Origin of the sequence: Janthinobacterium fluminis (assembly GCF_028595325.1) — a bacterium.
Classification (GTDB): domain Bacteria; phylum Pseudomonadota; class Gammaproteobacteria; order Burkholderiales; family Burkholderiaceae_D; genus Janthinobacterium; species Janthinobacterium fluminis.
In genome coordinates this window covers 334704-361444 of the sequence record NZ_JAQQXR010000002.1, presented here as the reverse complement: position 1 = coordinate 361444, position 26741 = coordinate 334704, and the positions used below count along the sequence as shown (strand labels likewise).

The 26741-nt window shown below is 64.6% G+C and carries 24 protein-coding genes; 6 read left to right on the top strand and 18 right to left on the bottom strand.

Annotated features, from left to right (window positions below; genetic code table 11):
• Nucleotides 1–9 precede the first annotated feature (9 nt).
• From OIK44_RS07430 to OIK44_RS07420, 3 genes are all read right to left on the bottom strand, one after another.
• Nucleotides 10–1176 (bottom strand): acyltransferase family protein, encoded by a 1167-nt coding sequence (locus tag OIK44_RS07430; protein ID WP_273670090.1) that lies wholly within the window; start codon nucleotides 1174–1176, stop codon nucleotides 10–12.
• A gap of 60 nt (nucleotides 1177–1236) precedes the next feature.
• Complete coding sequence (locus OIK44_RS07425) at nucleotides 1237–3909, bottom strand: TonB-dependent receptor (RefSeq protein ID WP_273670089.1); 2673 nt, start codon at nucleotides 3907–3909, stop codon at nucleotides 1237–1239.
• Between the two features lie 400 nt (nucleotides 3910–4309).
• A complete protein-coding gene (locus tag OIK44_RS07420; RefSeq protein ID WP_273670088.1) occupies nucleotides 4310–6967 on the bottom strand; it encodes a TonB-dependent receptor in 2658 nt (885 codons plus the stop codon).
• 361 nt (nucleotides 6968–7328) lie between these two features.
• Here OIK44_RS07420 and OIK44_RS07415 point away from each other — a divergent pair, with 361 nt between their 5' ends.
• Nucleotides 7329–8069, top strand: coding sequence for a GntR family transcriptional regulator (locus OIK44_RS07415; protein ID WP_337587194.1), 741 nt, complete (start codon nucleotides 7329–7331; stop codon nucleotides 8067–8069).
• Nucleotides 8070–8078: 9 nt separating this feature from the next.
• Here the strand turns inward: OIK44_RS07415 and OIK44_RS07410 are convergent, their stop codons facing one another.
• The 8 genes from OIK44_RS07410 to rpsP all read right to left on the bottom strand — a co-directional run bounded on the left by OIK44_RS07410 (nucleotide 8079) and on the right by rpsP (nucleotide 13043).
• Nucleotides 8079–8528: a CBS domain-containing protein gene (locus tag OIK44_RS07410; protein WP_273670086.1), complete on the bottom strand. Its 450-nt coding sequence runs from the start codon at nucleotides 8526–8528 to the stop codon at nucleotides 8079–8081.
• 116 nt (nucleotides 8529–8644) lie between these two features.
• Complete coding sequence (locus tag OIK44_RS07405) at nucleotides 8645–8980, bottom strand: DUF3579 domain-containing protein (protein WP_273670085.1); 336 nt, start codon at nucleotides 8978–8980, stop codon at nucleotides 8645–8647.
• A 154-nt stretch (nucleotides 8981–9134) separates the two neighbouring features.
• Complete coding sequence (locus tag OIK44_RS07400) at nucleotides 9135–10094, bottom strand: CobD/CbiB family protein (RefSeq protein WP_273670084.1); 960 nt, start codon at nucleotides 10092–10094, stop codon at nucleotides 9135–9137.
• Nucleotides 10095–10207: 113 nt separating this feature from the next.
• A complete protein-coding gene (locus OIK44_RS07395) occupies nucleotides 10208–10864 on the bottom strand; it encodes a CoA pyrophosphatase (RefSeq protein WP_273670083.1) in 657 nt (218 codons plus the stop codon).
• Between the two features lie 74 nt (nucleotides 10865–10938).
• A complete protein-coding gene (gene rplS, locus OIK44_RS07390) occupies nucleotides 10939–11322 on the bottom strand; it encodes a 50S ribosomal protein L19 (protein WP_273670082.1) in 384 nt (127 codons plus the stop codon).
• 124 nt (nucleotides 11323–11446) lie between these two features.
• Nucleotides 11447–12193: a tRNA (guanosine(37)-N1)-methyltransferase TrmD gene (gene trmD, locus OIK44_RS07385; RefSeq protein WP_273670081.1), complete on the bottom strand. Its 747-nt coding sequence runs from the start codon at nucleotides 12191–12193 to the stop codon at nucleotides 11447–11449.
• 26 nt (nucleotides 12194–12219) lie between these two features.
• Nucleotides 12220–12756 (bottom strand): ribosome maturation factor RimM, encoded by a 537-nt coding sequence (gene rimM / locus OIK44_RS07380; protein WP_273670080.1) that lies wholly within the window; start codon nucleotides 12754–12756, stop codon nucleotides 12220–12222.
• 38 nt (nucleotides 12757–12794) lie between these two features.
• The gene (gene rpsP / locus OIK44_RS07375) at nucleotides 12795–13043 is read right to left on the bottom strand and encodes a 30S ribosomal protein S16 (RefSeq protein ID WP_273670079.1); all 249 of its coding nucleotides are present in this window, start codon (nucleotides 13041–13043) and stop codon (nucleotides 12795–12797) included.
• A 222-nt stretch (nucleotides 13044–13265) separates the two neighbouring features.
• Here rpsP and OIK44_RS07370 point away from each other — a divergent pair, with 222 nt between their 5' ends.
• Together OIK44_RS07370 and OIK44_RS07365 are read left to right on the top strand one after the other, a co-directional pair.
• A complete protein-coding gene (locus OIK44_RS07370) occupies nucleotides 13266–13682 on the top strand; it encodes an NINE protein (RefSeq protein ID WP_273670078.1) in 417 nt (138 codons plus the stop codon).
• A gap of 131 nt (nucleotides 13683–13813) precedes the next feature.
• The gene (locus OIK44_RS07365; RefSeq protein ID WP_273670077.1) at nucleotides 13814–14431 is read left to right on the top strand and encodes a glycine zipper 2TM domain-containing protein; all 618 of its coding nucleotides are present in this window, start codon (nucleotides 13814–13816) and stop codon (nucleotides 14429–14431) included.
• A gap of 78 nt (nucleotides 14432–14509) precedes the next feature.
• Here the strand turns inward: OIK44_RS07365 and OIK44_RS07360 are convergent, their stop codons facing one another.
• The 7 genes from OIK44_RS07360 to ugpQ form a co-directional block, all read right to left on the bottom strand.
• Nucleotides 14510–15268: a PEP-CTERM sorting domain-containing protein gene (locus OIK44_RS07360; protein WP_273670076.1), complete on the bottom strand. Its 759-nt coding sequence runs from the start codon at nucleotides 15266–15268 to the stop codon at nucleotides 14510–14512.
• Between the two features lie 327 nt (nucleotides 15269–15595).
• Nucleotides 15596–17386, bottom strand: a complete 1791-nt coding sequence (locus tag OIK44_RS07355) for an acyl-CoA dehydrogenase (protein WP_273670075.1) — start codon at nucleotides 17384–17386, stop codon at nucleotides 15596–15598.
• Between the two features lie 95 nt (nucleotides 17387–17481).
• Nucleotides 17482–18414, bottom strand: a complete 933-nt coding sequence (locus OIK44_RS07350) for an electron transfer flavoprotein subunit alpha/FixB family protein (RefSeq protein WP_273670074.1) — start codon at nucleotides 18412–18414, stop codon at nucleotides 17482–17484.
• Between the two features lie 86 nt (nucleotides 18415–18500).
• Nucleotides 18501–19250 carry an electron transfer flavoprotein subunit beta/FixA family protein gene (locus OIK44_RS07345; RefSeq protein ID WP_273670073.1) on the bottom strand — a complete coding sequence of 250 codons (750 nt, stop codon included), beginning with the start codon at nucleotides 19248–19250 and terminating at the stop codon, nucleotides 18501–18503.
• Between the two features lie 239 nt (nucleotides 19251–19489).
• Nucleotides 19490–19717: a sulfurtransferase TusA family protein gene (locus OIK44_RS07340; RefSeq protein ID WP_273670357.1), complete on the bottom strand. Its 228-nt coding sequence runs from the start codon at nucleotides 19715–19717 to the stop codon at nucleotides 19490–19492.
• A 195-nt stretch (nucleotides 19718–19912) separates the two neighbouring features.
• A complete protein-coding gene (gene alaS / locus OIK44_RS07335; RefSeq protein ID WP_273670072.1) occupies nucleotides 19913–22522 on the bottom strand; it encodes an alanine--tRNA ligase in 2610 nt (869 codons plus the stop codon).
• A gap of 107 nt (nucleotides 22523–22629) precedes the next feature.
• A complete protein-coding gene (gene ugpQ, locus OIK44_RS07330) occupies nucleotides 22630–23382 on the bottom strand; it encodes a glycerophosphodiester phosphodiesterase (protein WP_273670071.1) in 753 nt (250 codons plus the stop codon).
• 84 nt (nucleotides 23383–23466) lie between these two features.
• On the opposite strand from ugpQ, the gene OIK44_RS07325 reads away from it, so the two are divergent.
• The 3 genes from OIK44_RS07325 (at nucleotide 23467) to OIK44_RS07315 (ending at nucleotide 26736) form a co-directional block, all read left to right on the top strand.
• Nucleotides 23467–24720: a CaiB/BaiF CoA transferase family protein gene (locus OIK44_RS07325; protein ID WP_273670070.1), complete on the top strand. Its 1254-nt coding sequence runs from the start codon at nucleotides 23467–23469 to the stop codon at nucleotides 24718–24720.
• A 115-nt stretch (nucleotides 24721–24835) separates the two neighbouring features.
• Nucleotides 24836–25948, top strand: a complete 1113-nt coding sequence (locus OIK44_RS07320; protein WP_273670069.1) for a sensor histidine kinase — start codon at nucleotides 24836–24838, stop codon at nucleotides 25946–25948.
• Nucleotides 25945–26736: a LytR/AlgR family response regulator transcription factor gene (locus OIK44_RS07315; RefSeq protein ID WP_273670068.1), complete on the top strand. Its 792-nt coding sequence runs from the start codon at nucleotides 25945–25947 to the stop codon at nucleotides 26734–26736. The genes OIK44_RS07320 and OIK44_RS07315 overlap by 4 nt, the downstream gene beginning before the upstream one ends.
• The last annotated feature ends 5 nt before the right edge of the window (nucleotides 26737–26741 follow it).

Here is a 26741-nt window from a genome sequence, read left to right as displayed (position 1 = left end):
TGCAAAGCACTAGACCTTGATATATATTCTGGCGCGGTCCAGCGCATACGCCACCAGCCAGCACGCCAGCATGAAGGCGACGGCGAACAGCAGCGAGCTGTTGGCCGGACTGGCCAAACCCTGGAACACCTTGCCGTACAAGTAGGCATAGCCGCTCTGCCCCTCCACCCGCACGGTGAACAGGATGACGACGGCGACTTCGGAGAGCAGGTAGATGAACAGGGTATTCTTGCCGAAGACCTCGAAGAAATACGTCCAGCGCGTCAGCTTCCTCAGTTCGATCACGAATATCAGCAGCGGCAACACCAGCAGGTCCAGGCCGACCGTGTACAAGACATACGAACCGGTCCACAGCTTCTTGTTGATCGGTAAAACGCTGCTCCAGCACAGGCCCAGCGCAATGCAGGCGAGGCCGGCCAACAGCAAGCGGACGATGCTGGCGTAAGCCGGACCGCGCGCCTGGATCAAGCGGCCGGCGAAGTAGCCGGCAATGACGTTGACGGTGGCGGGCAAGGTGCCGAGCACGCCTTCCGGGTCGAAGGCGATGCCCTCGCCATGGTACAAGTGGCGCTCGCCGAGCAGCCACAAGTCCAGCTTCAGGCCGGCATTGCCGGCCAGCGTGTAGTCGCCGAACTGGGCCAGGGCAAACCAGTGGCCCAGCAGCGCCAGCGCGCAAAAAAGCCAGGCGCCACGGGCCTTCCAGAAATGCAAAATCAGCGCCGCCAGCGCGAAGCACAGCGCGATGCGCTGCAGCACGCCGGGAATCCGCGTCGACGCCAGCGGCGCCAGCGCCCAGGCGCCGGCGGCGTCGGGTTTGAAGAACGGGAACCAGTACAGCAGGAAACCGAGCGCGAAAATGGTCGCCGCGCGCCGCCCTATCCTGGCGCAGACGGCGGCGTCGCCCAGCGCCGCGTATTTCGGCAAGGCGAAGCTGAGCGCGTTGCCGACCACAAACAGGAAGGTGGGGAAGACCCAGTCCGTCGGCGTGAAGCCGTGCCAGAGCGCGTGCAGCAGCGGCGCATAACTGCCCGTTTCACTGCCCGGCGTGTTGACGATGATCATCAAGGTGACGGTCAAGCCGCGCAAGACGTCGAGCGACAGATAACGCCGGGCGGCCGGCGCCCTTGCATCGGCGGCGCGGGGGGCCGCGCCCGTTTGTTCAACAATAGAATTCATCGTATGCAATCTTGAAAAAATGGCTGCCGTCGCGGCCCGGCTTGGCGACGGCGGCGCATGCTACAGCTTGGCGCGCAAGCCGAAATAATACTGGCGGCCGTTGGCGTACAGGGCGATCGGCTGGTCGCGGCTGGCGCCGTAGGATTTCAGCACGGCGTTGTTCAAGTTCAGCGCGTCGAAGGTCAGCGAAAAGCGCTCGTTGATCTTGTAATTGAGCGAAGCGGCCAGATTGCCGACCCCGTTCACGTGCTGCGGCGAACTGCTGAACAGCCCCGTCAAAAAGCTCGAACGGTAGGTGTAGGCCAGCCGCGCGCTGAAGCGTTCGTCCTCGTAATAGGCTTCCGCGTTATAGGTCGACTTCGAGCTGCCGACGACCGGCGAACCGTCGGCCGCCTTGCCGTCCGTGTAGGTGTAGTTGCCGACGACGCCGAAGCCGCCCCACAAGCCCTGCTGGTAACCCAATTCGACGCCCTTGTTCTTGGCGGCGATATTCGTCGGCGACTGGATCGCGTAGGTATTGGACTTCTTGAAGGTGTTGTTGTAGTAGACCACGGACGCCGTGCCGAAGGTCACATACGACTTCATGTCCATATAGAAGGCGCCGACCGACAGCAGGGCTTTCGGCGCGAAATACCACTCCAGCGTGGCGTCGTAGTTGGTCGAGCGGACCGGCTTCAAGTCCGGATTGCCGCCCGAGCCGGTCAGCACCTGGTCGTTCAGATTGACGGCCCCCACCAGCGCGCTGTAATCGGCCCGCGCCATCGTCTTGGCGACGGCGACGCGCGCCACCAGGGTCTTGCTCAGGTCGAATTTGAAGTTGGCGCTGGGCAGCACGTCCGTGTAACTGTGCTCGGCCACGGTCGGCGTGTACGGGCCGACGACGTTGTTCTGGCCGATGGGATGCGGCCCGCCCGGCACATTCGTCAGCGTCGTCTGGCGGGTGCGCACGACGCGCACGCCGACATTGCCGCGCCACTGCTCGCCGGCCAGGTTGACCATCGCATAGGCGGCCATGTTCTTTTCCCTGACGTCCAGCTCGGCCGGCCAGTTGCGCGAATTCGGCCCGCCGGAGTTATCGTACTGATTGGCCCAGGCCAGCACTGCGGCCGGGCTCAGCTGCCAGTAGCGGCCCAGGGGGCCGCCGCCGAGGCTGCTGCCGTAATTCGCGGGATAGGTGCTGCCGTCCCACACCGGCAGCGGCGCCGCAGCGCTGCCGTCGCAGCGCGGGCAACTGCGGTTTTCCGGCCACGCGACGTTGCGGTGGTGGGCGGCGTAGCGCAGGCCGGCCTTGGCCAACTCCCAGATGCCGTTGCCGATGCTGAGTTCGGCGTCGGCCTGGGCGTAGCGCTCCGTGTCCAGCGTCTTCACGTTCGAGCCCCAGCCGGCGGCCGAGACGGCGTTGCCGAATTTGCTCACGTCCAGGCCGGGAAAGCTCAGCCGCGCCGGCGACAGGCCGTTCATCTGGTAGGACACGCCGGTGCCGCCCAGGGCCGCCGAGTAACCGAGGTCGACCGGGGTTTCGCCGATGCCGCGCGTATACCCGGCGCTGCCAGACAAACGCAGGCGCTCGTTGGCGCGGTAACTGCCGTTGACGTCGACATAGGCGGTCGACGAGCTCGAACCGGGCCGGTAGATCTGGTCCACCAGCGCCGGCGCCAGCTGGGCGTTGTAGGCGGCGCCGGCGGGCGCGGCCGGGAACACGGCCGACACCAGCGTGTTGTTCCTCACCAGGTACTGGGACGGCACGCTGCCGACCTGCTTGCCGGCCGCGTCGACGGCGTTCAGGTTGGCCGCCGGCTGGCTGTAGAAGCTGCGGTTGTAATTGGCGGCGTCCAGCTTCGAGATGAAACCGTTGATGTCGAGCATCAGGTCGGCGTTCGGCTTGAGCTGGACGTCGATGCTGCCGCCGCGGCGCTTGCGCGTCTGCTCGAACAGCGCCGCGTTCACGCCCTGCGGCGCCAGCACGCCGGCCAGCTCGGGGTAGGCCAGCGCGGCCGGGCTGCCCGCGGCGATCGGCGTGTAGCCGAAGAATTCCTGGCCATCGCGGCGCTCGTGGCGCGTCTGGGAAAACAGTTGCAGCAGCACGCCCAGGGAATTGGCCTCGTTCTTCCAGTTGACCAGGCCGCTGATCTGGGGGTCCGTGCGCCCCGGCAAATCGGCGTAAATGGCTTGCAGCGCGAGTTCGGCCGTCAGCGCCTGCTTGAAGGCGAGCGGCTTGCGCGTCTCGATGTTGACGGCGCCGGCCACGCCGCCCTCGACCTGATCGGCCTGGGCGCTTTTTTGCACCGTCACGCGGCTGACGATCTCGGCCGGCAGCAGCGCGAAACTGACGCTGCGCCCGACCGTGCCGACCTGGTCGCTGACGAACCAGTCGCCGGTGCCGACGGCGTGGCCGTTGATCAGCGTCTGGGTCAGGCTGGGGCTGGTGCCGCGTATGCTGACGCGGTCGTTTTCGGAAAACCCGCCGTCGCCGCCGGAGGCCGAGGAAATATTCACGCCCGGCACGCGCTGGACGGCGTCGGCGACGTTCTTGTCGGGCAGCTTGCCGATGTCCTCGGCCGTGACGACGTCGACCACGGAATCGCTGTTGCGCTTCTGGTTGAGCGACTGTTGCAGCGAGGCGCGGATGCCCGTCACCACCACTTCCTGGATCGCGCCGGCGGCCGCCTGCTGCGCCTGCGCGCCGGGGCTGGCCGCCGCGGCCAGCCAAGCCAGCGCCGCAGTGGCTGTCAATGTACTGTTCATTTTGTCCCCTCATGATCGCCCTTTGATACGGCAGGGCTTGGAATGTTGAAATAAAAACCCAACAGCGCCGCGCGGCCGGCGCAGCGCCGGGCGGATCAAAAATGGCGGCTCCGGTGACGGATCCGCCGAACTAAACAGCAAAGCAACAAAGACTGGCGACGCAAGCCGGAGATGGGCGCAGGCGCCGAATTACTAGACCAATACAAAACCAATTCAAGGTAAATATACGCTTGTTTGATACCAAACAACTACCAATCAATGTATTTTTTTGCAGCATTGCCAACGCTGGCGCACAAAAAAAAAGGCAAGCCCCCGCGAAGGGACTTGCCTGACAAAACAGTAATCTGAACCGGCGCCCGCACCCCCGCGCGCGCGCCGGCCCGTGCGATTACATCTTGCCGCGCAGGCCGAGGTAGAACGTCCGGCCGTTCGAGTAAAACGCCCGCGGCTGGTCCTTATTGTCCGCGTACATTTTAATGGTGGTGTTGGTCAAGTTCAGGGCGTCGAAGGTGATCGTGAAATTCTCGTTGATCTTGTAGTTCAAGGAGCCGGCCAGGCCGCCGCTGCCCTCGACGTGCTGGCTGGCGCTGCGGTCGACGCCGGCCTTGTAGGCCGAACGGTAGTTGTAGGCCAGACGCCCGCTGAAGCGGCTGTCCTCATAGAAGGCGGTCACATTGTAGGTGTCCTTCGAGGCGTTCAACAACTCGCCGCCGTCGTTCAGCTTACCGTTGGCGTAAGTGTAGTTGAGCAGCACGCCAAAGTTGTTGAACAGCGGTTGCTGATAGCTCAGCTCGACACCCTTGTTCTTGCCCTTGGTGTTGTACGACTCGGTAATGCCGTAGGAAGCCTCTTTGCCCGTCTTGCTGTTGAGGTAGGTCGACGTGATGCCGCGCTGCGCCACCACCGACGTCAAGTCCATATAGAACAAGCCCATCGAAACGGCCGATTTCGGCGCGAAATACCACTCGATGCTCGCTTCGGCGTTGTTGGAACGGACCGGGTTCAGGTAGACGTTGCCCTTGGTGCCGCTCAATGCGTCGTCGTTCAGCGACACGGCGCCACCCAAGGCGCTGTAATCGGGACGGGCCACCGTTTTGGCAAGCGCGGCACGCACGACGAGGTCGTCGCGCAAGTCGAACTTGACGTTGGCGCTAGGCAGGTAGTCAGTATAGGTGCGCTCGTAGACGACCGTCTTGTAGCTGCCGAAATCGGAACCGACGTTCGGGCCGTTGGCCTCGTTCACCGTCGAGGTCTGCTTGGTGCGCACGGCGCGCAGGCCGGCATTGCCGCTCCAACCCTCGCCCGCCAGATTGGCCATGCCATAGATGGCGCTGGTCTTCTCTTGCAGCTTGAATTCATCCTTCCAATTGTGCCGGGCCACTGCGTCGGTCCGGCGGTTGCCGGGAATGGCGGCCCAGGCGGCCAGCGCGGCGCCGTCGTAGAGGAAGAAGTTGTGCGGCAAATTGCCGCCCAGGTTGCTGCCGAAATTGCCTGGATACATGGTGCCGTTCCAGACCGGCCCAGGATTCGTTTTCCCCAAGGGGCCCAGGCCCATTTCCAGCGGATGCTCGGCGCTGCGCTTGTGGTCGGTTACACGGGCGCCGAACTTGACGCCGTCGAGGATGCCCTTGCCGACGCGCAGCTCGCCATCGGCCTGGGCGTACTGTTCCTTGTCAACGGATTGCGCCTCGCCGCCGCCGGCCCAGGCCGTCGTGAACGGCTTCTCGGGCGTGCCGCCCGGGAAGGCCACGGTCGCCGGGCTCATGCCATTCAAGGCGTAACTCATGCCGCCGTTGAGGTTGTTCTGGTAATAGACATCCTTGCGGTCGTAACCGACGCCGTGGGTCTTGCCGACCTTGCCCGTGAAGAACAGGTCGGGCGTGGCGCGGTACTTGAAGTTGAAATCGAGGTAGTACGCTTTGCCGCCGGCGTCGGGGCGGTAGATATTGTCCACTTCGCCGGAGTTGCTGGCGAAACTGGCCTTGACCAGGGTGCCGTTGCGCACCACATAGCCGGGCAGGGGCACGCCGCCGTCACGGTTGATGGTATTGCCCGGCGCGGCCAGCACATTGGTGTTTTGATGCGGCGCCTTCAGTTCCGAGTAGAAACCGTTCACATCCAGCGTCAAATCCTTGCTCGCCTTGAACTCGATATCGAAGGCGCCGCCTTCGCGGGTTTTCTTTTGCTCGAACAGGGTGGAGCCGATGAAGATCGGCAGCGTCACGCCGGCCAGCGAGGGGTCTTTCTGGGCCGCGGCACTCGTCGGCTGGATGGTCGTATAGCCGAGTATTTCCTGGCCGTCGCGGCGCACCGAGGTTTTTTGCGAGAAGCCCTGCACCATCACGCCCAGCGTGTTGCTGTCGTTCTTCCAGTTGACCATGGCGGAGAATTGCGGCTCGGTTTTTTTCGCCAGGTCGTTGTAGACGGCCTGGATCGATCCCTCGACCGTGATCGGCTTCTTGAATTCCAGCGGACGGCGGGTGATCACGTCGATGGCGCCGGACACGCCGCCCTCGACCAGGTCGGCCGTGGCGCTCTTCTTGACGACGACGGAGCTGACCAGCTCGGACGGCAGCAGCGAGAAGCTGCTGCTGCGGCCGACGTTGCCGCCGAACTGGTTCAGCACGAACCAGTCGCCGGTGCTGATGGCGTGGCCGTTGAACAGGGTTTGCTGCAGGCTGGGGCTGGTGCCGCGCAGACTGACGCGGTCGTTTTCGCCGAAGCCGCCCTCGCCGCCGGCCGACGATTGCGTATTCACACCTGGCAGGCGCTGGATCGCGTCGGCCACGTTACGGTCGGGCATCTTTCCGATGTCCTCGGCCGTCACCACTTCGACGACGGAGTCGGCGTTGCGTTTTTGTTTCAGCGACTGCTCCAGCGCGGCGCGCACGCCCGAGACGGTGACCACGGCCGTCGGCTGTACCGCTTCCTGCGCTTGGGCGAAGCCGGCGCCGGCGATGAGGATCGCGACGGCGGTGGCGATCGGTGTCAAATTGCGCGATGCCGCAGTGAACGCGGCGTTGCCAGGTGTCAAATTGCGTTTCATGTACTCCCCCTAGATGTCGGCTTCGGACGAAACCATTTCATTTTTAACATGGATCTTCTTACCAGCCCGCCGCCTCCACGACGGGCTGCAGATCCTTCATTCCAACCACTACAAAACCAATTCAACGCCAATATACTCCTATCCAATACCAGAATACTACCAGTTAGAATATTTTTTTCATATCGTTGCTGCAAACATACAGACCACTTTCCCCCGCCCGTGGCGCGGCAAACGAGACAGGGCGCACGCGATAGATAAAACCCGTGGAATTGGTCTTGCGACGGTCTTTTTTGGTATTATCCAGCGACGCATTCCCTATACATATAGCAGGCGCGCACGGACGCGCCGCAACGGAGACGGCATGACATCCCTGGCACACATCATGCAAAGCCTGGGGCAAGGCAGCAGCCTGCCCCTCTACCAGCAATTGCAGCGCGCGCTGCGCGAGGCAATCGACAAGCGCATCCTCGGCCCGGACGAGGCGCTGCCGGCGGAACGCCAGTTGGCGGCGGACCTGGCCGTGTCGCGCATCACGGTGCGCAAGGCCATCGACGGCCTCGTCAGCGAAGGCTTGCTGGTGCGCCGGCCCGGCTCGGGCAATTTCATCAACACGCGGATCGAAAAGAATTTCGCCAAGCTGACCTCGTTCTCCGAGGACATGCGGGCGCGCGGGCGCACGCCGCGCAGCGTCTGGCTGAAACGCTCGGCCGGCACGGTGACGCCGGAGGAGGCGCTGCGCCTGCGACTCAGCCCGGGCGCGCCGGTGTACCGCTTCCACCGCATCCGTTACGCCGACGAGATTCCCATGTGCCTGGAATACGCGACCATCGTCGCGGCCTGCCTGCCGTCGCTGGAAGCCGTCGAGGTGTCGATGTACGATGCATTGGAGCGGGCCGGCAACCGCCCGGTGCGGGCGCTGCAGCGCCTGAGCGCGCTGCTACTGAACGCCGAGCAGGCGACCCTGCTGCAGGCCAGGGAGGGCGACGCCGGCCTGTCGGTCGAGCGCCTGGGTTTTGTGCGCGACGGCCGCGCCGTGGAGTTTTGCCGCTCCTACTTCCGCGGCGATATGTACGACTTCGTCGCCGAGCTCAGCACCACCTGAGACGGCCGCCTACTGGCGCGCCTGCTTCTCGTGGGCCAGCTGGCCGGAGCTGATGCGCGACAACTCGCCCATTTCCTCGGCGAGGAATTCGAGCAGGTCGTCGACGCTGACGATGCCGCTCAAACCGCCCATGCTGTTGACCACCGGCAGGCGGCGGATGCTCTTGAAGCGCATGCGTTCGATGGTTTCGTAGACGTCCTCGTCCTCGGTGGCCGTCATCAACTCCTCCGTCATGATGTCGCCGACGAGCAGGCTGGCCGGGTCGAGGCCGAGGGCGATGACGGAAACGACGATGTCGCGGTCGGTGATGATGCCGACGGGAACCTGCTCGCCGTTCGGCTGCTCGACGACGACGAGGTCGCCGACGTGGTGGGTGCGCATCAGCAGCGCCGCCTCCTGCACCGTCATGTCGCGTTTGCAGTGCACGGTTTGCACAGTACAGATATCCCCGATACGCATGGCGCCCCCTGATTTCCGGTCCGGCGCGCGCGGCGCGCGCGCTGCAGCACCACGCTACGCCGGCGGCGTGCGGCGGCCTTGATCTGGCTCAAACGGCGCGGCGGGGCCGCGCCGCCTCAGGGGCGCTCGTCCGGATAGGGCAGGAAGCAGGCGTCGACCACTTGCAGGTCATTGTCCTTGGCGAACTCGACGACAAAGTGGAAGGCCATCGGTTCGAGTTGTTTCAGCTTGGCGTTGACGACGACGGACTTCATGCCGTTGACGATGGTCGGCCGCACGTAGGGCGAGAACTGCAGGTGCGCATTCGGCCCCGCTTCGGGATTGAAGCAGGACATCACGCCGCACAGGCGTTCGGCCCAGTCGCTGGGACGGAATTGTTTGCCATCGCTGGTGACGCCAAGAATGAAGAACTCGCTGGCAAGTTCTCTGTTGGTGTGTGCTGAGTCGGCCATAGACGGTGGGACAAGAATGCGTGAATAACCCCGGCAGCTGGGCCGGGCGGGTGAAGCTGGTCTTGCAATACCTGAGTATTATATCTTATAGAAGACCTGCTTATCCAGCCGCGTTACAACAGCATTGTAGTCCCGTGGCGCCGTTCGCGCCCGTTTAGCCGAGCCAGACCGCGCCGGACAGCAACAACAGCAACAACATCCACAGCAACAGCGCGCGCCAGACCAGGCCCACCGTGCTTTGCAGGGCGCGCACGCTGGGCTCGTCGCCGGGCAGGCTCTCGCCCTCGCTGTCGCTGCTGTCGACGGTGGCTGCGTCGGCCGGCAAGACCTTGGCCGCGTTTTCCTGCGGCGTGCCCAGGCGCACGCCCATGGCGCCGCCGCCGGCCGACAGGATGATGCCGATGGCCTCGTCCTGCCAGCGGTCGGCGAAATTGCGCCAGGCGTAGATGGCGTCCTCGAAATTGCCGACGACGGCGAAGGCGACGGCCGTCAGGCGCGCGGGAATCCAGTCTATCCAGTAAAAGGCGCGGGCGGCGAATTCGCCGAAAGCCTCGTTGCGCATGTGCTCGGGCTCGTTCCAGGCGCGCGCCAGGTATTCGGCGACGCGGTACATGACGGCGCAGGCCGGCCCCAGCGGCATCAGGAACCAGAAGAACACGCCGAAGACGTTGCGGTGCGTCGTGATCAGCGATTTTTCCACGGCGATGCGGGCGATCTCATTGGCTTCCATGCCCACCGTGTCTTGCTTGGTCCACTCGGCCAGCAGGCTGCGCGCGGCCGCCTCGTCGCCGGCGCTCAGGGCCAGCTGGATCGAGGTGAAGTAATGGCTGTAGTGGCGGAAGCCCAGCGTCAGGTAGACGATCAGGATGTTCCAGGCGAAGGCGACCAGCGGCAGCTTGTAATGGATCAGCACCCAGTAGACCAGGGCCGTCGGCAGCATCAGCATCGCCATCATCAGGAACCAGCCCATGCGCCCGTGGCGCGGGTGGCCGGCGTTGAACCAGGTTTCCATCCGCATCGCCAGGCTCTTGATTTCGGCATAGATGGGATTGTCCGCGCGCAGCGGCTTGAGTTGCTCGATCAGTAGCGCGCATAGAATGGAAAGAAATGTCATCAAACGTCCTTTTAGATCAGCAATGCCGTAATGCACGCTACGATAGCGCAGTGTAATGCCGGAATCAAACTTATTACAACTACCATCTGCTTGTTAAAATGTCAATAAGGCACTTAGGCGCGCAGGAAATGGAACAGATTGCGCAGCATGCCGGCGGTGGCGCCCCAGATATAGAAGCGCTCATACGGCATCGCATAGAAGGTGCGGCGGCCGGCCGGGAAGGTGGCCGACAGGCGCTGGTGGTGCAAGCCGTCCATCAGGAAGGCCAGCGGCACCTCGAAAATCTCGGCCACCTCGGACGGGTCGGCGCGCAGCGCGAACGGCGGCGCGACCAGGGCGACGACGGGGGTGACGCGAAAGCCGGTGCCGGTCAGATAGTCGGGCAAGGTGCCGAGCACGTCGACGTGGCGCCGCTGCAAGCCGACCTCCTCCTCCGTTTCGCGCAGCGCCGTCTCGACGACCGAGCCGTCGCCCGGCTCGGCGCGCCCGCCGGGAAAGCTGACCTGGCCGGCGTGCTGGCTCAGGTGCGCCGTGCGCAGCGTCAGCAGGATCGTCAGGCCGGCCTCGCGCTGCACCAGCGGCACCAGCACCGAGGCCGCCGTCGGCGCCGTCGCGCCGGGCGGCGCCTCGACGGCCTCCGGCTGCCACACGGGCGGATCGGCGAAGCGCTGGCGCAACCACGGCGCCGTCAGGCGCTCGGCGGCGACGGCGCGCTCGCCGGCGATCGACTCGACCGCCAACTGGCGCGGATCGAACAGCAATGTAGTCAAGCTTCCTCCCGCTGCGGCAGATACAAAAAAGGGGCACCTGCAGGCGCCCCTTCTTCCAGACACAGGCGCTAGAATTAAGCGCTTGCTTTCGCCACAACGCGACGTTGCGGCAGTTTCTCTTTGATACGCGCCGATTTGCCCGAACGCTCACGCAGATAGTACAGCTTGGCGCGGCGCACGTCACCGCGGCGTTTCACTTCGATCGAAGCGATCAGCGGGGAGTACAATTGGAACGTACGCTCGACGCCTTCGCCGGACGAGATCTTACGAACGATGAAGTTCGAGTTCAGGCCGCGGTTACGACGGGAGATGACGACGCCTTCGTATGCCTGGGCGCGCTTGCGGGTGCCTTCGACGACGTTGACGTTGACGATTACGGTGTCGCCAGGGGCGAACGCAGGGATCGATTTACCCAGACGGGCGATTTCTTCCTGCTCTAATTGCTGAATCAAGTCCATTTTTCTTACTCCAGAAACCATCTTGCCGGCGCTAAAGGCTCGCGCCTGCCCGGTAGAGGATGGGGTTAAACATGCGGGCAAGACGCCCGCGCGGTACTACCAACAACACGGGCCCGTGAAGCAATCACAAGCCCGACAAAAACTGTTCGTCGGCGCGCGACAACAGGCCGGCGCCGCGCGCCTTGGCCAGCAAGTCGGGGCGCTTGCGCGCCGTCGCTTCGAGCATGCGCTGGCGGCGCCACTTCTCGATCTCGGCGTGGTTGCCGCCCATCAAGACAGGCGGCACGCCCATGCCCTCGTACGTTTCCGGCCGCGTGTAGTGCGGCGAATCGAGCAAACCGTTGACGAAGCTGTCCTCGACGGCCGAGGCGTCCGTGTTGAGCACGCCCGGCAACTGCCGTATCACGGCGTCCATCAAGGCCATCGCCGGCAACTCGCCGCCGGACAGCACGAAATCGCCGAGGCTGATTTCCTCGTCGACGCAGCGCTCGATCAGGCGCTGGTCGACCGCTTCGTAGCGGCCGCACAGTATCACCAGACCCGGCTCCTGCTTCAATTGCATCACGCGCTCGTGCGTCAGCGCGCGCCCCTGCGGCGACATGAACACCACGCGCGGCGCGGCCAGTCCCAGATCGGTCTGGCGCTGCCGGGCGGCGGCGAGGGTCGCCTCCAGCGGCTTGGCCAGCATCACCATGCCGGGGCCGCCGCCATATGGGCGGTCGTCGACGGTACGGTGATTATCGCTGGTGAAATCGCGCGGATTCCACAGCGACAAGCCACATTTCTGTTGTTCGAAGGCGCGCCGGGTCACGCCCGACTGCGTCAGGGCGGCAAACATCTCCGGGAACAAGGTGACGACATCAAATTGCATCGCAAGCCCGCTTCCTGTGCCGCCGCTTAATAATCCAGACCCCAGTCGACCGTAATGGTCTTGCCGGTCTTGTCCACATGGATGACAAACTGGCCGACAAACGGGATCAGGCGCTCAGGCGCCTTCTCGGCGGCGTCCGCGCCGGCATCGACGACGGGAGCGATACGCAAAATCGATTGCGGACCGTTGCTCATCATGTCGGTGACCTGCCCGAGACATTCGCCTTGCAAATTCTGTACTGTCAGTCCGATCAGGTCGGACCAATAAAATTCGTCAGCCGACAGTGCCGGGAAATGGCTGCGCGGAACCTGCACAGCGGCGCCCTTCAGCGCTTCTGCGGCATCCCGCCCTACCACACCCACCAACTGGGCCACGACGTCGCCGCCGTGAAGTTTCACATGCTTGACGTCAACGTCATGCACGTTCGGCTTATCGAACCACCAGGTTTTGACGCTCAACAAGGCATCCGCGTCCACGGAGAAAGGGGTGACCCTGACACCGCCGGCAACGCCATAGGCACCGGAGACATAGCCTACCTGTACCAGATCGTCGGGGACTTTCACCCCGGATGCAGTCTTAACCGTCAAACCAGTGATCTAACTTAAGCTGCTACTTTGCCGGACGCGATCAGGCGAGCGACGGTTGGCGACAATTGTGCGCCAACGCCTTGCCAGTACGACAGACGGTCTTCAGTGATACGGAATGGCACTTCGCCACCCGATGCCATCGGGTTGTAAAAACCGATGCGCTCAATGAAGCGGCCATCGCGGCGATTGCGCGAGTCCGTTGCAACGATGTTGAAGAACGGGCGCTTCTTGGCGCCTCCACGAGCTAAACGAATAACGACCATAATATTTCCAAAAAGTGTGCTGGGCGGAAAAAGCCGCAAATTATAGCGCGCTTTACCGCCAGGCAGCAAGCGTTAATGATAACTGGCGTGTAATTTGGGCTAATCGAACATTATGAACTGCGCGGCCTTGGCGCGCAATAGTCTTGTTACCTTAAAGTGCTATGACAGCAACAAGGTTTTGACCGATACTTGCGGCTTTCCCGCTTCTCCCCTATGACAACCATGGCCGCTTCGCATAAAAACAAAACCTTCGCCAGCCTGCTGGCCTTTCTGCTGGGCGCGCTGGGCGCGCACCGCCTCTATCTGGGCGGCAAGCGGGACCGCTGGGCCTGGGCCCACCTCGCCGCGCTGCCGGCCAGCCTGCTGGTGGCTGTACTGGCGCCCGAGGCGGACTGGTTCTACAAAGTGCTGCCGCTGACGCTGTCGGCCATCGTCGGCTTTCTCGAAGCGCTGGTGCTGGGCCTGACGCCCGACGACAAATGGGATGCCGCCCGCAACACCGGCTCCGGCAAGCAGTCGGCGTCGAACTGGCCGCTGGCGCTGCTGCTGGTGGCCACGCTGATGGTCGGCGCCGCCACGCTGATCGCCACGCTGGCCCGCCTGTTCGACCTGCTGTACACGGGCGGTGCCTACGGCTGAGCGCGCACACGAAAACAACAGTGATAGCAAAGGCACAAAATACATTTATACTGAAGCAATTCGCCGCCACAGGCGCGAGCCCCCCGCCCACCGCTACGGACGGGTTGAATTGACAACCTTTGGAGAATCCCATGATCCGCCGTCCACTCATCCCGACCCTGCTCGTCGCCGCCCTACTGTCGACCTCGGCCTTCGCGCAAAGCAGGCTGACGCCGAAAGAGCAGTATTCCATCGACAACCAGCGCGCCGCGACGCGCTACGCCGACGACAAGAAGCTGTGCGCCGAGGAAAGCAGCTCCAGCGCGCGCATGCAGTGCACGCGCGACGCCAAGGCCGAGTACACGAAGGCGCAGGCGAACGCCAAGGCGGCGCTGAAGGCGGGCGGCGCGGACCGTCCTGCGGCGCAGGCGGCCATCTGCAATGACTGCGGCAAGGTCTTGTCGGTCAACGTGTCGGAAAAAGCCGGCGAAGGCAGCGCCCTGGGCCTGATCGGCGGCGGCGTGGCCGGCGCCTTGCTGGGCAATCAGGTGGGCGGCGGCCGCGGCAAGGACTTGGCCACGCTGGCCGGCGCGGCGGGCGGCGCCTATGCCGGCAACAAGGTCGAGCAGAAAATGAAGGCCAGCAAAATCTGGACCGTCGCCGTGCAATATGAGAACGGCGCGAAGGCCGATTTCAACTTCGACCAGGACCCCGGCCTGGCCGTCGGCGACCGCGTCAAGAACGCCGGCAACAGCATCGCCCGCCGCTAAGCGGACGCAGCAAGCCTATAACGCCAGCATGGGAATGCTGGCGTTTTTTACGTCAAGACTGAGCGTCTAGACGGGGCGTCAAACAGACTTGCGGCGCCGCGCCATGCCCATGAACGCCAGGCCGAGCAGCAACATCGCGTAGCTTTCCGGCTCCGGCACCGCCAGCGCCGGGGCGTAATACACCGTCAGCGTCGGATTCAGGATATTCATGCTGGCGTAGTTATCGTAATAGCGATAAAACGATCCCGCATCATTTTCGATGACCCATTCGCCCGCCCTGGCAAACATATCGACGCCGCCATACAGGCTCAGGGAAAGCGCCTCGCTCAAACTGAGATTTTTGACGCTCAATTCGAAGTCGAAACTGCCATTTAGCTGCGAGATTTGCCGCGACGGCTCGGCAAACGCCGCGCCGTTCACGCCACGCCCCAGCGATATGCCGACGTGGGCGCCATTGTCGGCGGCCCCGGGGGTGACAAGGGAACTGTTCGGCACGCCGGGATTCGCATCCAGGACTTGAACACCGACAAAAGTGCCCGTGAATGAAAAGCCCGTGATGCGATACCCGGGATTAACCGCCACATTGAAGCTGGATTGATCCCGATAATTGCCGGCGCCCTGTTCGGTGTAATGGCCGGCGGACGACTGCCAGCCCGTCACCGCGATGGTGGTGACGCCGTTCGCATTCGACAGCAATTGCCCCGCCTTATTGCCGGAAGCCCCCTGCGCCAACGCAGGGCCGGACAATGAGAATGCGGGGACATGGATGCTGTCCGCCTGGGCGGCCGGGAGTATCGCCAGGGAAAGGATGAAAAGTGGATATTGAATGAATTTCATAACATATCTTTCAAGTCTGAACGCGGATGTAAATGCCACTGCCTGACACCCTGCCAGCGCCGCCACAGGCACGGCGCGCCAGGGATTACCGCCATACGACCAGCCCGGCAGAACTAAAATGATATATTTGATATTCTAAATTAACAATCACTATTAATTAAATATCTTGCGCGGCGGCCACAACGAGGCCAGCCCGCCACACTCGGGCGTCCTCGCAGGCGGCTGAAAGGGCTGGCAACCGCAGACCGCGGCTCCGGGCGCCAATCTGGAACGCCCCCGGCGGGATCTGGCGTCCCGCCGGGGCAGAGTCCGGCACCCTGTCGCGGCTTAGAACTGGTCTTCGCGCAAGGCCAGCACGCCGGCGCTGCCGTCGATGATGGCCGTGCGCAAGCCGGACGCCTGCGACAGGATGTGGTCGGCGAAGAAGCGCGCGGTGGCGATCTTGGCGCCGTAGAAGGCCGCGTCGCCGTCGCCGGCGTCGAGTTTCTGCCGGGCGACGATGGCGGCGCGGGCCATCTGCCAGCCGCCCAGCACGATGCCGGCCAGCTTCAGGTACAGCACGCTGCCGGCGAAGACGGCCTTGATATCCGTCTTCATGTTCGCCACGACGTACTCGACCACGGCTTCCAGCGCCACGCTGCCTTCGCCCAACTGGCGGCCGATGGCCTGGAAATCGGCGCCGCCGATATCGGCCAGTTGCGCCTCGGTGGCGCGCACCTGGGCGAGGATGGCCCTGGCCACGGCGCCGCCGTCGCGCACGGTCTTGCGGCCGACCAAGTCGTTCGCCTGGATCGCCGTCGTGCCTTCGTAGATCGTCAGGATCTTGGCGTCGCGGTAGTGCTGGGCGGCGCCGGTTTCCTCGATGAAGCCCATGCCGCCGTGCACCTGCACGCCGTCGCGGGTGACGTCCTGCGACATTTCCGTCGCCCAGCCCTTGATGACCGGCACCAGGTATTCATAGGTGGCCAGGCTATCGGCGCGCAGCGCCGCGTCCGGATGGTGGTGGGCGATGTCGCTGAGCGCGGCGCCGACGTAGGCCAGCGCGCGCGCCGCCTCGGTCTGGGCGCGCATCGACATCAGCATGCGGCGCACGTCCGGGTGGTGGATGATGGTCACGGGACCGGCCGAGCCGGCCACGTCGCGCGACTGCACGCGCTCCTTGGCGAACGCCACGGCCTGCTGGTAGGCGCGCTCGGCCAGGCCGATGCCCTGCATGCCGACGCCGAAGCGGGCCGCGTTCATCATGATGAACATGTATTCGAGGCCGCGGTTTTCCTCGCCCACCAGGGTGCCGATGGCGCCGCCGTGGTCGCCGAACTGCAACACGGCCGTCGGGCTGGCCTTGATGCCCAGCTTGTGCTCGATCGACACGCAGTGGGCGTCGTTGCGCGCGCCCAGGCTGCCGTCGGCGTTGACGAGGAACTTCGGCACGATGAACAGGGAAATCCCCTTGACGCCGGGCGGCGCGTCCGGCGTGCGCGCCAGCACCAGGTGGACGATGTTCTCGGCCATGTCGTGTTCGCCGTAGGTGATGAAGATTTTGGTGCCGAACACTTTATACGTGCCGTCGTCCTGCGGCACGGCGCGGGCGCGCACGGCGGCCAGGTCGGAGCCGGCCTGCGGCTCGGTCAAATTCATCGTGCCGGTCCACTTGCCCGACACCAGCGGCGCCAGGTAGGTGGCTTTCTGCGCGTCGCTGCCGGCCGTCAGCAGGGCCTCGATGGCGCCGTCCGACAGCAGCGCGACCAGCGCGAACGACACGCTGGCCGAGTTCAGCATCTCGATGCACGGCGTGGCCAGCAGCTTGGGCAAGCCCTGGCCGCCGAACTCGGTCGGATGCTGCACGCCCTGCCAGCCGGCTTCGGCGAAGGCCTTGAACGCTTCCTTGAAGCCTTTCGACGTCGTCACATTGCCGTCGTGCCAGAAGCTCGGCTCCTTGTCGCTGCCCCCGTTCAAGGGCGCCACGACGCTGGCGCAGAACTTGGCGTTTTCCTCAAGCACCGCCTCGGCGGTGTCCGGCGTTGCATCTTCGCAGGCGGGCATCGTGCTGATGTCGGCCAGACCGGCCAGTTCATTCATCACGAACAACATATCTTTCAACGGCGCTGTGTAGCTCATCTCACTCTCCAAGAAAACAAGCCACGGTGGCCCGGCACTGTATGCCTTGGACCAGCGTGGCTTGTGAAGGTTAATTCAACTTGATGCCGACCGCTTCAACCCAGTTCTTTGATCAGTTCCGGCACGATCTCGAACAGGTCGCCGACGATGCCATAGTCGGCCACGGCGAAGATGGGCGCTTCCGGATCCTTGTTGATGGCGACGATGGTTTTCGAATCCTTCATGCCGGCCAGATGCTGGATGGCGCCGGAAATGCCGACGGCGATGTACAGCGACGGCGCGACGATCTTGCCGGTCTGGCCCACTTGCCAGTCGTTCGGCACGAAGCCGGCGTCGACGGCGGCGCGCGAGGCGCCCATGGCCGCGTTGAGCTTGTCGGCCAACGGTTCGAGCACCTTGAAGTTTTCCGCCGAGCCGATACCGCGGCCGCCGGAGACGATGATCTTGGCGGCCGTCAGTTCCGGACGGTCCGACTTGGCCACTTCGCGGCCGACGAAGACCGACTTGCCGGAATCGGCGACGGCGGCCAGCGTTTCGGTCGCGGCCGCACCGCCGCTGGCGGCGGCGGCGTCGAAGCCGGTGCTGCGCACGGTGATGACTTTCACCTTGTCGCTCGATTGCACAGTGGCGATGGCGTTACCGGCGTAGATCGGACGCTCGAAGGTGTCAGGGGCGTCGACCTTGGTGATTTCCGAGATTTGCGCCACGTCCAGCTTGGCGGCGACGCGCGGCAGGATGTTCTTGCCGTAGGCGGTGGCGGGGGCCAGGATGTGGCTGTAGGCGGCGGCGACGGCCAGCACCTGCTCGGCGACGTTCTCGGCCAGGCCGTCGGCGAACGCGGGGGCGTCGGCGACGAGCACCTTGGCCACGCCGGCGATCTGCGCGGCGGCCGCGGCGGCCGCGCCGGCATTGCTGCCGGCGACCAGAACATGGACCTCGCCGCCGCATTGCAGCGCGGCGGTCACGGTGTGGAGGGTGCTTCCTTTCAACGAAGCGTTGTCGTGTTCAGCAATAACTAAGGCGACCATGATAATTCCTAATATGTCGGCAGCGTCGGGCGGGACGGGGCCCGCGCGCTGCCCGATTCATGTGGTTGGGACGGCGAGGCCGCGCTTCAGATGACTTTGGCTTCGTTGCGCAGCTTGGCGACCAGGGTCGCGACGTCCGGCACCTTGATGCCGGCCGAGCGCTTGGCCGGCTCGACGACTCTCAAGGTTTTCAGGCGCGGCGCGCAATCGACGCCCAGCTCTTCCGGCTTGACGGTGTCGAGCGGCTTTTTCTTCGCCTTCATGATGTTCGGCAGCGTCACATAGCGCGGCTCGTTCAGGCGCAGGTCGGTGGTGACGATGGCCGGCAGCGTCAAGGTCAGCGTTTCCAGGCCGCCGTCGACTTCGCGCGTGACCGTCACCTTGCCGTCGTCGAGCACGACCTTCGAGGCGAACGTCGCCTGCGGCCAACCCAGCAGGGCCGCCAGCATCTGGCCGGTCTGGTTGCTGTCGTCGTCGATCGCCTGCTTGCCCAGGATGATCAGTTGCGGTTGTTCCTTCTCGGCCAGGGCCTTGACCAGCTTGGCCACGGCCAGCGGTTCCAGCTCGGCCGCCGTCTCCACCAGGATGCCGCGGTCGGCGCCGATGGCCATCGCCGTGCGCAGGGTTTCCTGGCACTGCGTCACGCCGCAGGACACGGCCACCACTTCGCTGACCTTGCCGGCTTCCTTCAGGCGCATCGCCTCTTCCAGCGCGATCTCGTCGAACGGGTTCATCGACATTTTGACGTTGGCGGTATCGACGCCAGTGCCGTCACTTTTGACGCGGACTTTGACGTTGTAGTCGACCACGCGTTTGACGGGTACCAAGACTTTCATAGCTGTGCCTTTGGGAAATTATAAAAATGACGGACTAAGTAAATGTGGGCTAGATTATAAGAGAAAACCCGGCGACAAACAGAATTAAAGCACGATCGTGCGATTTTTTGTTAGAAGAAGCCGTCTAAAACAATCGGACGGCCGGTATCGGTCTTGCTTTGGTCTGGACGGGAAAATCGCTGCACAGCAGCAAAAGCGCGCCGCGGCCGGCCGTTTCGGGACCGCCGCGGCGTCTTTCACTATTTCCGCTGCATCAGGAAGACGAACTCGCGGCCCGTCTGTATATGCGACAGCAGGGCGTTGCCGGTTTGCTTGGCGAAAGCCTGGAAGTCGCGCACGGAACCAGGGTCGGTGGCCATAATCCGCAGCACTTCGCCGCTTTGCAGCTCTGCCAGGGCCTTCTTCGCCTTGAGAATCGGCAAGGGACAATTCAAGCCCCGTGCGTCGAGTTCTTTTTGGAATTCCATGATCTCGTTATCAAGTAGTAGTGTGTCGCTCATCAATATCCCGCTCGGTTTGTTGCACTGATTTTCGACATACTACTCCAAATACGGGCAAATGACGCGCTGCACCAAAATAGTTCAGCAACTGTTGTGAGGTCACAACGACAATTCTAGTAATAAAACAACCACGCGGCCCCGGCCGCGTCGCTGTTTTCACTCTCAGGCGCGCTGCGCGACCCAGGCCGGCACGCCGGCCAAAGCCTGCGCCAGGTTGGTAGGATCTGTACCGCCGGCCTGCGCCATATCGGGGCGTCCGCCGCCTTTTCCGCCCACTTGTTGTGCAACGAAATTGACCAGCTCGCCCGCCTTGACCTTCGCCGTGGCGTCGGCGGTGACGCCGGCGATCAGGCTGACCTTGCCGTCGGCGACGCTGGCGAGCACGATGGCGGCCGTTTTCAGCTTGTCCTTCAGCTTGTCCATGGTTTCGCGCAGGCGCGCCACGTCGGCGCCGTCCAGCACGGCCGCCAGCACCTTGACGCCGTTCACGTCGACGGCCTGGGTGGCCAGCTCGTCGCCCTGCCCGGCCGCCAGCTTCGACTTCAGCGCCGCCAATTCCTTCTCCAGCGCCTTGACGTGGTCCTGCACCTGGCCGATGCGCTGGCCCAGTTCCTCGGGATTGGTCTTCAGCGCGGCGGCCGCGTCGAGCAGGCGGCGGTTCAGCGTTTGCACCAGCGCCAGCGCGCCCTCGCCCGTGACGGCCTCGACGCGGCGGATGCCGGCGGCGACGCCGCCTTCGCCGATGATCTTGAACAGGCCGATGTCGCCCGTGCGGTGCACGTGGACGCCGCCGCACAGCTCGCGCGAGGAGCCGATGTCGAGCACGCGCACCTCGTCGCCGTACTTCTCGCCGAACAAGGCCATCGCGCCATGCTTGACGGCGTCGTCGAACGACATGTGCTGGGCCTGGGTGGCCTGGTTGGCGAGGATTTCCTTGTTGACGATGGCCTCGACCTGGCTGATCTGCTCGGCCGTCATCGGCGCGTTGTGGCTGAAGTCGAAACGGGTCTTGTCCGGGTCGACCAGCGAACCCTTTTGCGCCACATGGCCGCCCAGCACTTCGCGCAAGGCCTTGTGCATCAGGTGGGTGGCCGAGTGGTTGCGGATGGTGCGCCCGCGCGTCGCCTCGTCGACGGCGGCGGCGACGGCGTCGCCGACCTTCAGCACGCCGTGCGACAGCTCGCCGTGGTGGCCGAACACGTCGGCCTGGATCTTCAGCGTGTCTTCCACCTTGAACGAGGCGGCCGCGGCGTCGATCACGCCCTGGTCGCCGACCTGGCCGCCGGATTCGGCGTAGAACGGCGTCGTGTCGAGCACGACGATGCCGGACTGGCCGGCGCTCAGCTGCTGCACCGCCACGCCGTCGGCGTACAGCGCGATGACCTTGCTGTCATGCGCCAGTTTCTCGTAGCCGACGAAAGGCGTTTTCGCGCCCGCGTACTCGACCCCGGCGGCCATCTTGAACTTGCCGGCGGCGCGCGCGGTTTTCTTTTGCTGCTCCATGGCGGCGGCGAAGCCGGCCTCGTCGAGCGTGATCTCGCGTTCGCGGCAGATGTCGGCCGTCAGGTCCAGCGGGAAGCCATAGGTGTCATACAAGGTGAAGGCGGTGGCGCCGTCCAGGTTCTTGCCGTCCTTGGCCAGTTGCGCCTCAAGGATCTTCATGCCGTTTTCCAGCGTCTCGCCGAAACGCTCCTCTTCCTGCTTGAGCACCTGCTCGACGCGCGCCTGCGCCTCGCTCAGCTCAGGATAGGCGAGGCCCATCTCGGCGACCAGGTCGGCCACCAGCTTGTAGAAGAAGGGCTTGCTCTGGCCCAGCTTGTGGCCGTGGCGCAGCGCCCGGCGGATAATGCGCCGCAACACATAGCCGTGGCCTTCGCTGCCCGGAATGATGCCGTCGACGATCAGGAAGGAGCAGGCGCGGATATGGTCGGCGATGACCTTGAGCGAATTGTTTGCCAGGTCGGTGGCGCCGGTTTCGCGCGCGGCCGCCTTGATCAGGTTCTGGAACAGGTCGATTTCATAGTTGCTGTGGACGTGCTGCAGCACGGCGGCGAGGCGCTCCAGGCCCATGCCCGTGTCGACGCAAGGCTTGGGCAGGCGCGGCATATTGCCCTGCTCGTCGCGGTTGAACTGCATGAACACCAGGTTCCAGATTTCGATGAAACGGTCGCCGTCCTCCTCCGGGCTGCCCGGCGGGCCGCCCCAGATCTCCGGGCCGTGGTCATAGAAAATCTCCGTGCACGGGCCGCAAGGGCCGGTGTCGGCCATCTGCCAGAAATTGTCCGAGGCGTAGCGCGCGCCCTTGTTGTCGCCGATGCGGATGATGCGCTCGACCGGCACGCCGATTTCCTTGGCCCAGATATCGTAAGCCTCATCGTCCTCGATATACACGGTGACGGTCAGTTTCTCGGCGGGCAGGCCGTAGACCTTGGTCAGCAATTCCCAGGCGTACTGGATGGCGTCGCGCTTGAAATAGTCGCCGAAGCTGAAATTGCCCAGCATTTCGAAGAAGGTGTGGTGGCGCGCCGTGTAACCGACGTTTTCCAGATCGTTGTGCTTGCCGCCGGCGCGCACGCAGCGCTGCACAGAGGTGGCGCGCGAATAGGGGCGCGTGTCGAGGCCGAGGAAGACATCCTTGAACTGCACCATGCCACTGTTGGTCAACAACATGGTCGGATCGTTACCGGGCACCAAAGGGCTCGAGCGAACGATCGAATGACCCTTCGACTCGAAAAATTTGAGGAATTTGTCGCGGATTTCAGATGATTTCATGTTTTTTAGCGAAAGTGGCTGGCAACTTTAAAGGAAAGATTATACGTGATAACTTTGCCCGAAATGGCAGGCCGGGCGAGACAAAGAGCAGTCGCCGGCCCGCCTTCCTAGGCAAAGGCGGGGCCGATCAGGTCGATGCGGTCGGTGCAGAAGCCGTCCACGCCCCAGCCCAGCAGGGTGCGCGCCCGCTCGGGCTCGTTGACGGTGTAGCAGAACAGGCCCAGGCCGGCGTCCTTGACCGCCCGCGCCAGCGCCGGCGTCAGGTGCCGGTGGTTGGTGTGCACGGCGACGGCGCCCAAGGCCGCGCTCTGCGCCCGCCAGTCGGCCGGCAGCGCGTCGAGCAGGTAGGCGCGCGGCAGTTGCGGCGCGGCGTCGCGCGCCGCCGCCAGCGCCGCGGCGCTGAACGAGGACAGCAGCGGCAGTTGCGCCGGGTCGCCGGCCGCGATCTCGGCGCCGAAGCCGGCCCGCACGGCGGCCGCCACCGCCCTCCCCGTCGCCCGCTCGTGGCCGGGCACCGGCTTGATTTCGATATTCATCCAGATGCGCCTGGCCTTGCAGTAGGCCATGAACTGGCCGAAGTCGGGCACGCGCTCGTCCGCGAACAGGGGGCTGAACCAGCTGCCGGCGTCCAGCGCCGTCAGTTCGGCGGCCGTGCGCTCGGCGACGCTGCCGCTGCCGGCGACGGTGCGGCCGAGCTGGTCGTCGTGCAATACGACGCCGACGCCGTCGCGCGACAGCATGACGTCGAATTCGACGGCGCGGAAGCCGTAGTCCAGGCCGCAGCGCAGCGCGGCAAAGGTGTTTTCCGGCGCCAGCGTGCCGCCGCCGCGGTGCGCAACAATTTTAGGATAGGGCCACATGGAGGTTTCGCGGGTGAGGTATTCGACAAGGATGGTGATGTGTTCTAGACTTTGTTTCCAACGTTACCACTGTTAAAGGACAAGATGGCAGATTCGACTAAAAAAACCCCGGCCGCCCCCACGGCGCTGGGCCATCTGCGCGTGCTCGACCTGAGCCGCGTGCTGGCCGGGCCGTGGTGCTCGCAGAACCTGGCGGACCTGGGCGCCGACGTCATCAAGATCGAAAGGCCGGGCAGCGGCGACGACACGCGCGCCTGGGGTCCGCCCTACGCCAAGGACGCCGACGGCAATGACACCAGCGAGGCGGCGTACTACCTGGCCGCCAACCGCGGCAAGCGCTCGGTGACGATCGACATCGCCAGCGCGGAGGGCCAGGCCCTGGTGCGCGAACTGGCGCGCCACTCGGACGTGGTACTGGAAAACTTCAAGGTCGGCCACCTGCAACGCTACGGCCTCGACTATGCCGCGCTGAAGGAAATCAAGCCGGACCTGGTGTATTGCTCGGTGACGGGTTTCGGCCAGGACGGGCCATACGCGCACCGCCCCGGCTACGACTTCCTGATCCAGGGCATGGGCGGGATGATGTCGGTCACCGGCGAGCGCGACGACCTGCCCGGCGGCGGCCCGCAGAAGACCGGCGTCGCCCTCACCGATGTCATGACCGGCATGTACGCGACCATCGCCGTGCTGGCCGCGCTGAGCCACCGCGACCGCACGGGCGAGGGCCAGCATATCGACATGGCCCTGCTCGACGTGCAGGTGGCGATGCTGGCCAATATGGGCAGCAATTACCTGAACAGCGGCAAGGCGCCTAAGCGTTGGGGCAACGCCCACGCCAACATCGTGCCCTACCAGACCTTCGCCTGCGCCGACGGCCACATCATCGTCGCGGCCGGCAACGACAGCCAGTACCAGAAATTCGTCGAGGTCGGGCAGCGCCCGGACCTGGCCGGCGACGCCCGCTTCGCCAGCAATCCGCTGCGCGTCGCCCACCGCGACGTCCTCGTGCCGCTGCTGGCCGAGATGGTCAAGGGCCGCACGCGGGCGCAGTGGATAGACGCGCTGGAGGCGGTCGGCGTGCCGTGCGGGCCGATCAACGACATCGCCGACGTCTTCGCGAACCCGCAGGTGCGGGCGCGCGGCCTGGCCTTCGACATGCCGCACCCGAGCGCCGGCAAGGTCAAGCTGGTGCGCAGCCCGATGCGCCTGTCGGCGACGCCGACGTGCACGGCGCTGGCGCCGCCGCTGCTCGGCCAGCATACCGACGCGGTGCTGCGCGAGGTGCTCGGCCACAGCGCCGAGCGCATCGCCGCGCTGCGCGCGCAGGGCGTGCTGTAGCCACCCAAACGGGTTTGGCTCCGGCCAGACCCGCTTTCGTCGCATCCATATTGCCGGCCGCGGCCGCGCCGCCGGACAATCCCGGCTCGATCTACCTTTCCGAAAGCAGTCCGGCATGACACTGTCCAGCAAGATCTTGCAAGGTTTTCCCTGGCGCCGCTTCGCCATGGACTACCGCTACTCCCTGGCCTTCAACCTCTTTTGCGGCCTGTTCATCACCTATGTGCTCGGCACCGGCCAGTATCTGCTGGAAAACCTGGTGGCGTCGATGTGCATCGGCAGCAGCGCCTTCATCATCATCGACGGCGCCCGGCTGGCATGGTGGGGCGAGCAGCGGCGGCCCGGCTGGAAGACGCTGGCGCTGATCGTGCTGGCCGCCGTGCCGCTGGCGCAATCGGCCGGCATGGCGCTGTTCGGCGCGCTGATGGGCGTCAAGGTGACGCGCTCCGCCTCCCTCACCTCGCTGTCGGCGATCGCGCCCAAGGATCTCAGCATGTTGCTGTTTACGCTGGTCGCCTGCGCCGGCGGCTTGCTGTTTTTCGCCAACAAGGAAAAGATCGCCCGGCTGGAAGCGTTGGCGGCGGCCGAAAAGGCCCGCGCAGAAACGGTCGCCCGCCAGGCGTTGCAGGCGCAATTGCAATTGCTGCAGGCGCAGATCGAACCGCATATGTTGTTCAACACGCTGGCCAATCTGCAGGGCTTGATCGGTTTCGATCCGGAGCGCGCTCAGTTGCTGCTGGACCAGTTGATCCAGTACCTGCGCGCCACGCTGCGCTCGTCGCGCGCGCAGACGACCACACTGGCGCAGGAATTTTCGCTGATGCAAGCCTATCTGGGCCTGATGTCGGTGCGCATGGGCCAGCGCCTGAGCTACACCGTGCAACTGCCGGACGCGCTACGCGCGCTGGCCGTGCCGCCGATGCTGCTGCAACCGTTGGTCGAAAACGCCATCCAGCACGGATTGGAGCCGAACATCGCCGGCGGCCACATCGCCGTCAGCGCCGCGCGCGAAGGCCAGACCCTGGTGCTGACCGTCAGCGACAACGGCCTAGGCCTTGGCCTCGGCCTGCAGCCGGCCGCGCCGGCGCGGCAAGGCACGCACGTCGGCCTGAGCAATATCCGCGAACGCCTGCAGGCCCTATACGCCGAACAGGCCAGCTTTACCCTGACCGATGGCGCGCCGGCCGGCGCCGTCGCCCGACTCACCCTGCCCCTGAACCCGCCATGAACGACAACACCGCCTTGCGCGCCTTGATCGCCGAAGACGAACCCATCCTGGCCGCCGCCCTGAGCCACGCCCTGCAACGCCTGTGGCCGCAGTTGCGCATCGTCGCCACCTGCGCCAACGGCGTCGAGGCACTGCGGCAGGCGCAGGCCCTGCTGCCCGACATTCTGTTTCTCGACATCAAAATGCCGGGCAAGACGGGGCTGGAGGCGGCAGAGGAATTGGCCGAGGGCTGGCCGGCCGGACGTCCGTTTCCGCAGATTGTGTTCGTCACCGCCTACGATGAATTCGCGCTGGCCGCGTTCGAGCACGCGGCCGCCGACTATGTGCTGAAGCCGGTCAACGACGCGCGCCTCGGCAAGACCATCGAGCGCCTGCGCCAGCGCCTGGGCGCCCGCCAGCCGGACGGCTTGGAGAATCTGGCGCAATTGCTCGGCCAGTTGCAGGCGCTGGCGCCGCCGCAGCCGCGTTTAAGCGTGATCCGCGCCGCCGTCGGCAACCAGGTGCGCATGATCCCGCTGGCGCAGGTGCTGTACTTCGAGGCGCTCGACAAGTATGTCAACGTCGTCACGGCCGATGGCGAGGCGCTGATACGCAGCAGCCTGAAGGAATTACTGCCGCAACTGGACACGGCCCAGTTCTGGCAGGTTCATCGCGGCACCATCGTCAATGCCGCTTGCGTCGACAGCGCCGTGCGCGACGAAGCCGGCAAGCTGTCCTTGAAGCTGCACGGGCGCAGCGGCCAAGTGCGCGTCAGTCCCCTGTATGCGCACCTGTTCCGGCAGATGTGAGGTCC

Excerpts from the sequence above, each read along its gene's own strand:
- OIK44_RS07415 (WP_337587194.1), top strand. The coding sequence starts at position 7,329 with ATGACATCCCTGGCACACATCATGCAAAGCCTGGGGCAAGGCAGCAGC.
- OIK44_RS07430 (WP_273670090.1), bottom strand. The coding sequence starts at position 1,176 with ATGAATTCTATTGTTGAACAAACGGGCGCGGCCCCCCGCGCCGCCGAT.
- OIK44_RS07360 (WP_273670076.1), bottom strand. The coding sequence starts at position 15,268 with ATGAAATTCATTCAATATCCACTTTTCATCCTTTCCCTGGCGATACTC.
- OIK44_RS07420 (WP_273670088.1), bottom strand. The coding sequence starts at position 6,967 with ATGAAACGCAATTTGACACCTGGCAACGCCGCGTTCACTGCGGCATCG.
- trmD (WP_273670081.1), bottom strand. The coding sequence starts at position 12,193 with ATGCAATTTGATGTCGTCACCTTGTTCCCGGAGATGTTTGCCGCCCTG.
- OIK44_RS07365 (WP_273670077.1), top strand. The coding sequence starts at position 13,814 with ATGATCCGCCGTCCACTCATCCCGACCCTGCTCGTCGCCGCCCTACTG.
- OIK44_RS07410 (WP_273670086.1), bottom strand. The coding sequence starts at position 8,528 with ATGCGTATCGGGGATATCTGTACTGTGCAAACCGTGCACTGCAAACGC.
- rplS (WP_273670082.1), bottom strand. The coding sequence starts at position 11,322 with ATGGACTTGATTCAGCAATTAGAGCAGGAAGAAATCGCCCGTCTGGGT.
- OIK44_RS07345 (WP_273670073.1), bottom strand. The coding sequence starts at position 19,250 with ATGAAAGTCTTGGTACCCGTCAAACGCGTGGTCGACTACAACGTCAAA.
- rpsP (WP_273670079.1), bottom strand. The coding sequence starts at position 13,043 with ATGGTCGTTATTCGTTTAGCTCGTGGAGGCGCCAAGAAGCGCCCGTTC.
- OIK44_RS07405 (WP_273670085.1), bottom strand. The coding sequence starts at position 8,980 with ATGGCCGACTCAGCACACACCAACAGAGAACTTGCCAGCGAGTTCTTC.
- ugpQ (WP_273670071.1), bottom strand. The coding sequence starts at position 23,382 with ATGTGGCCCTATCCTAAAATTGTTGCGCACCGCGGCGGCGGCACGCTG.
- alaS (WP_273670072.1), bottom strand. The coding sequence starts at position 22,522 with ATGAAATCATCTGAAATCCGCGACAAATTCCTCAAATTTTTCGAGTCG.
- OIK44_RS07350 (WP_273670074.1), bottom strand. The coding sequence starts at position 18,414 with ATGGTCGCCTTAGTTATTGCTGAACACGACAACGCTTCGTTGAAAGGA.
- OIK44_RS07370 (WP_273670078.1), top strand. The coding sequence starts at position 13,266 with ATGGCCGCTTCGCATAAAAACAAAACCTTCGCCAGCCTGCTGGCCTTT.
- OIK44_RS07355 (WP_273670075.1), bottom strand. The coding sequence starts at position 17,386 with ATGAGCTACACAGCGCCGTTGAAAGATATGTTGTTCGTGATGAATGAA.
- OIK44_RS07340 (WP_273670357.1), bottom strand. The coding sequence starts at position 19,717 with ATGGAATTCCAAAAAGAACTCGACGCACGGGGCTTGAATTGTCCCTTG.
- OIK44_RS07400 (WP_273670084.1), bottom strand. The coding sequence starts at position 10,094 with ATGACATTTCTTTCCATTCTATGCGCGCTACTGATCGAGCAACTCAAG.
- OIK44_RS07325 (WP_273670070.1), top strand. The coding sequence starts at position 23,467 with ATGGCAGATTCGACTAAAAAAACCCCGGCCGCCCCCACGGCGCTGGGC.
- OIK44_RS07320 (WP_273670069.1), top strand. The coding sequence starts at position 24,836 with ATGACACTGTCCAGCAAGATCTTGCAAGGTTTTCCCTGGCGCCGCTTC.
- OIK44_RS07315 (WP_273670068.1), top strand. The coding sequence starts at position 25,945 with ATGAACGACAACACCGCCTTGCGCGCCTTGATCGCCGAAGACGAACCC.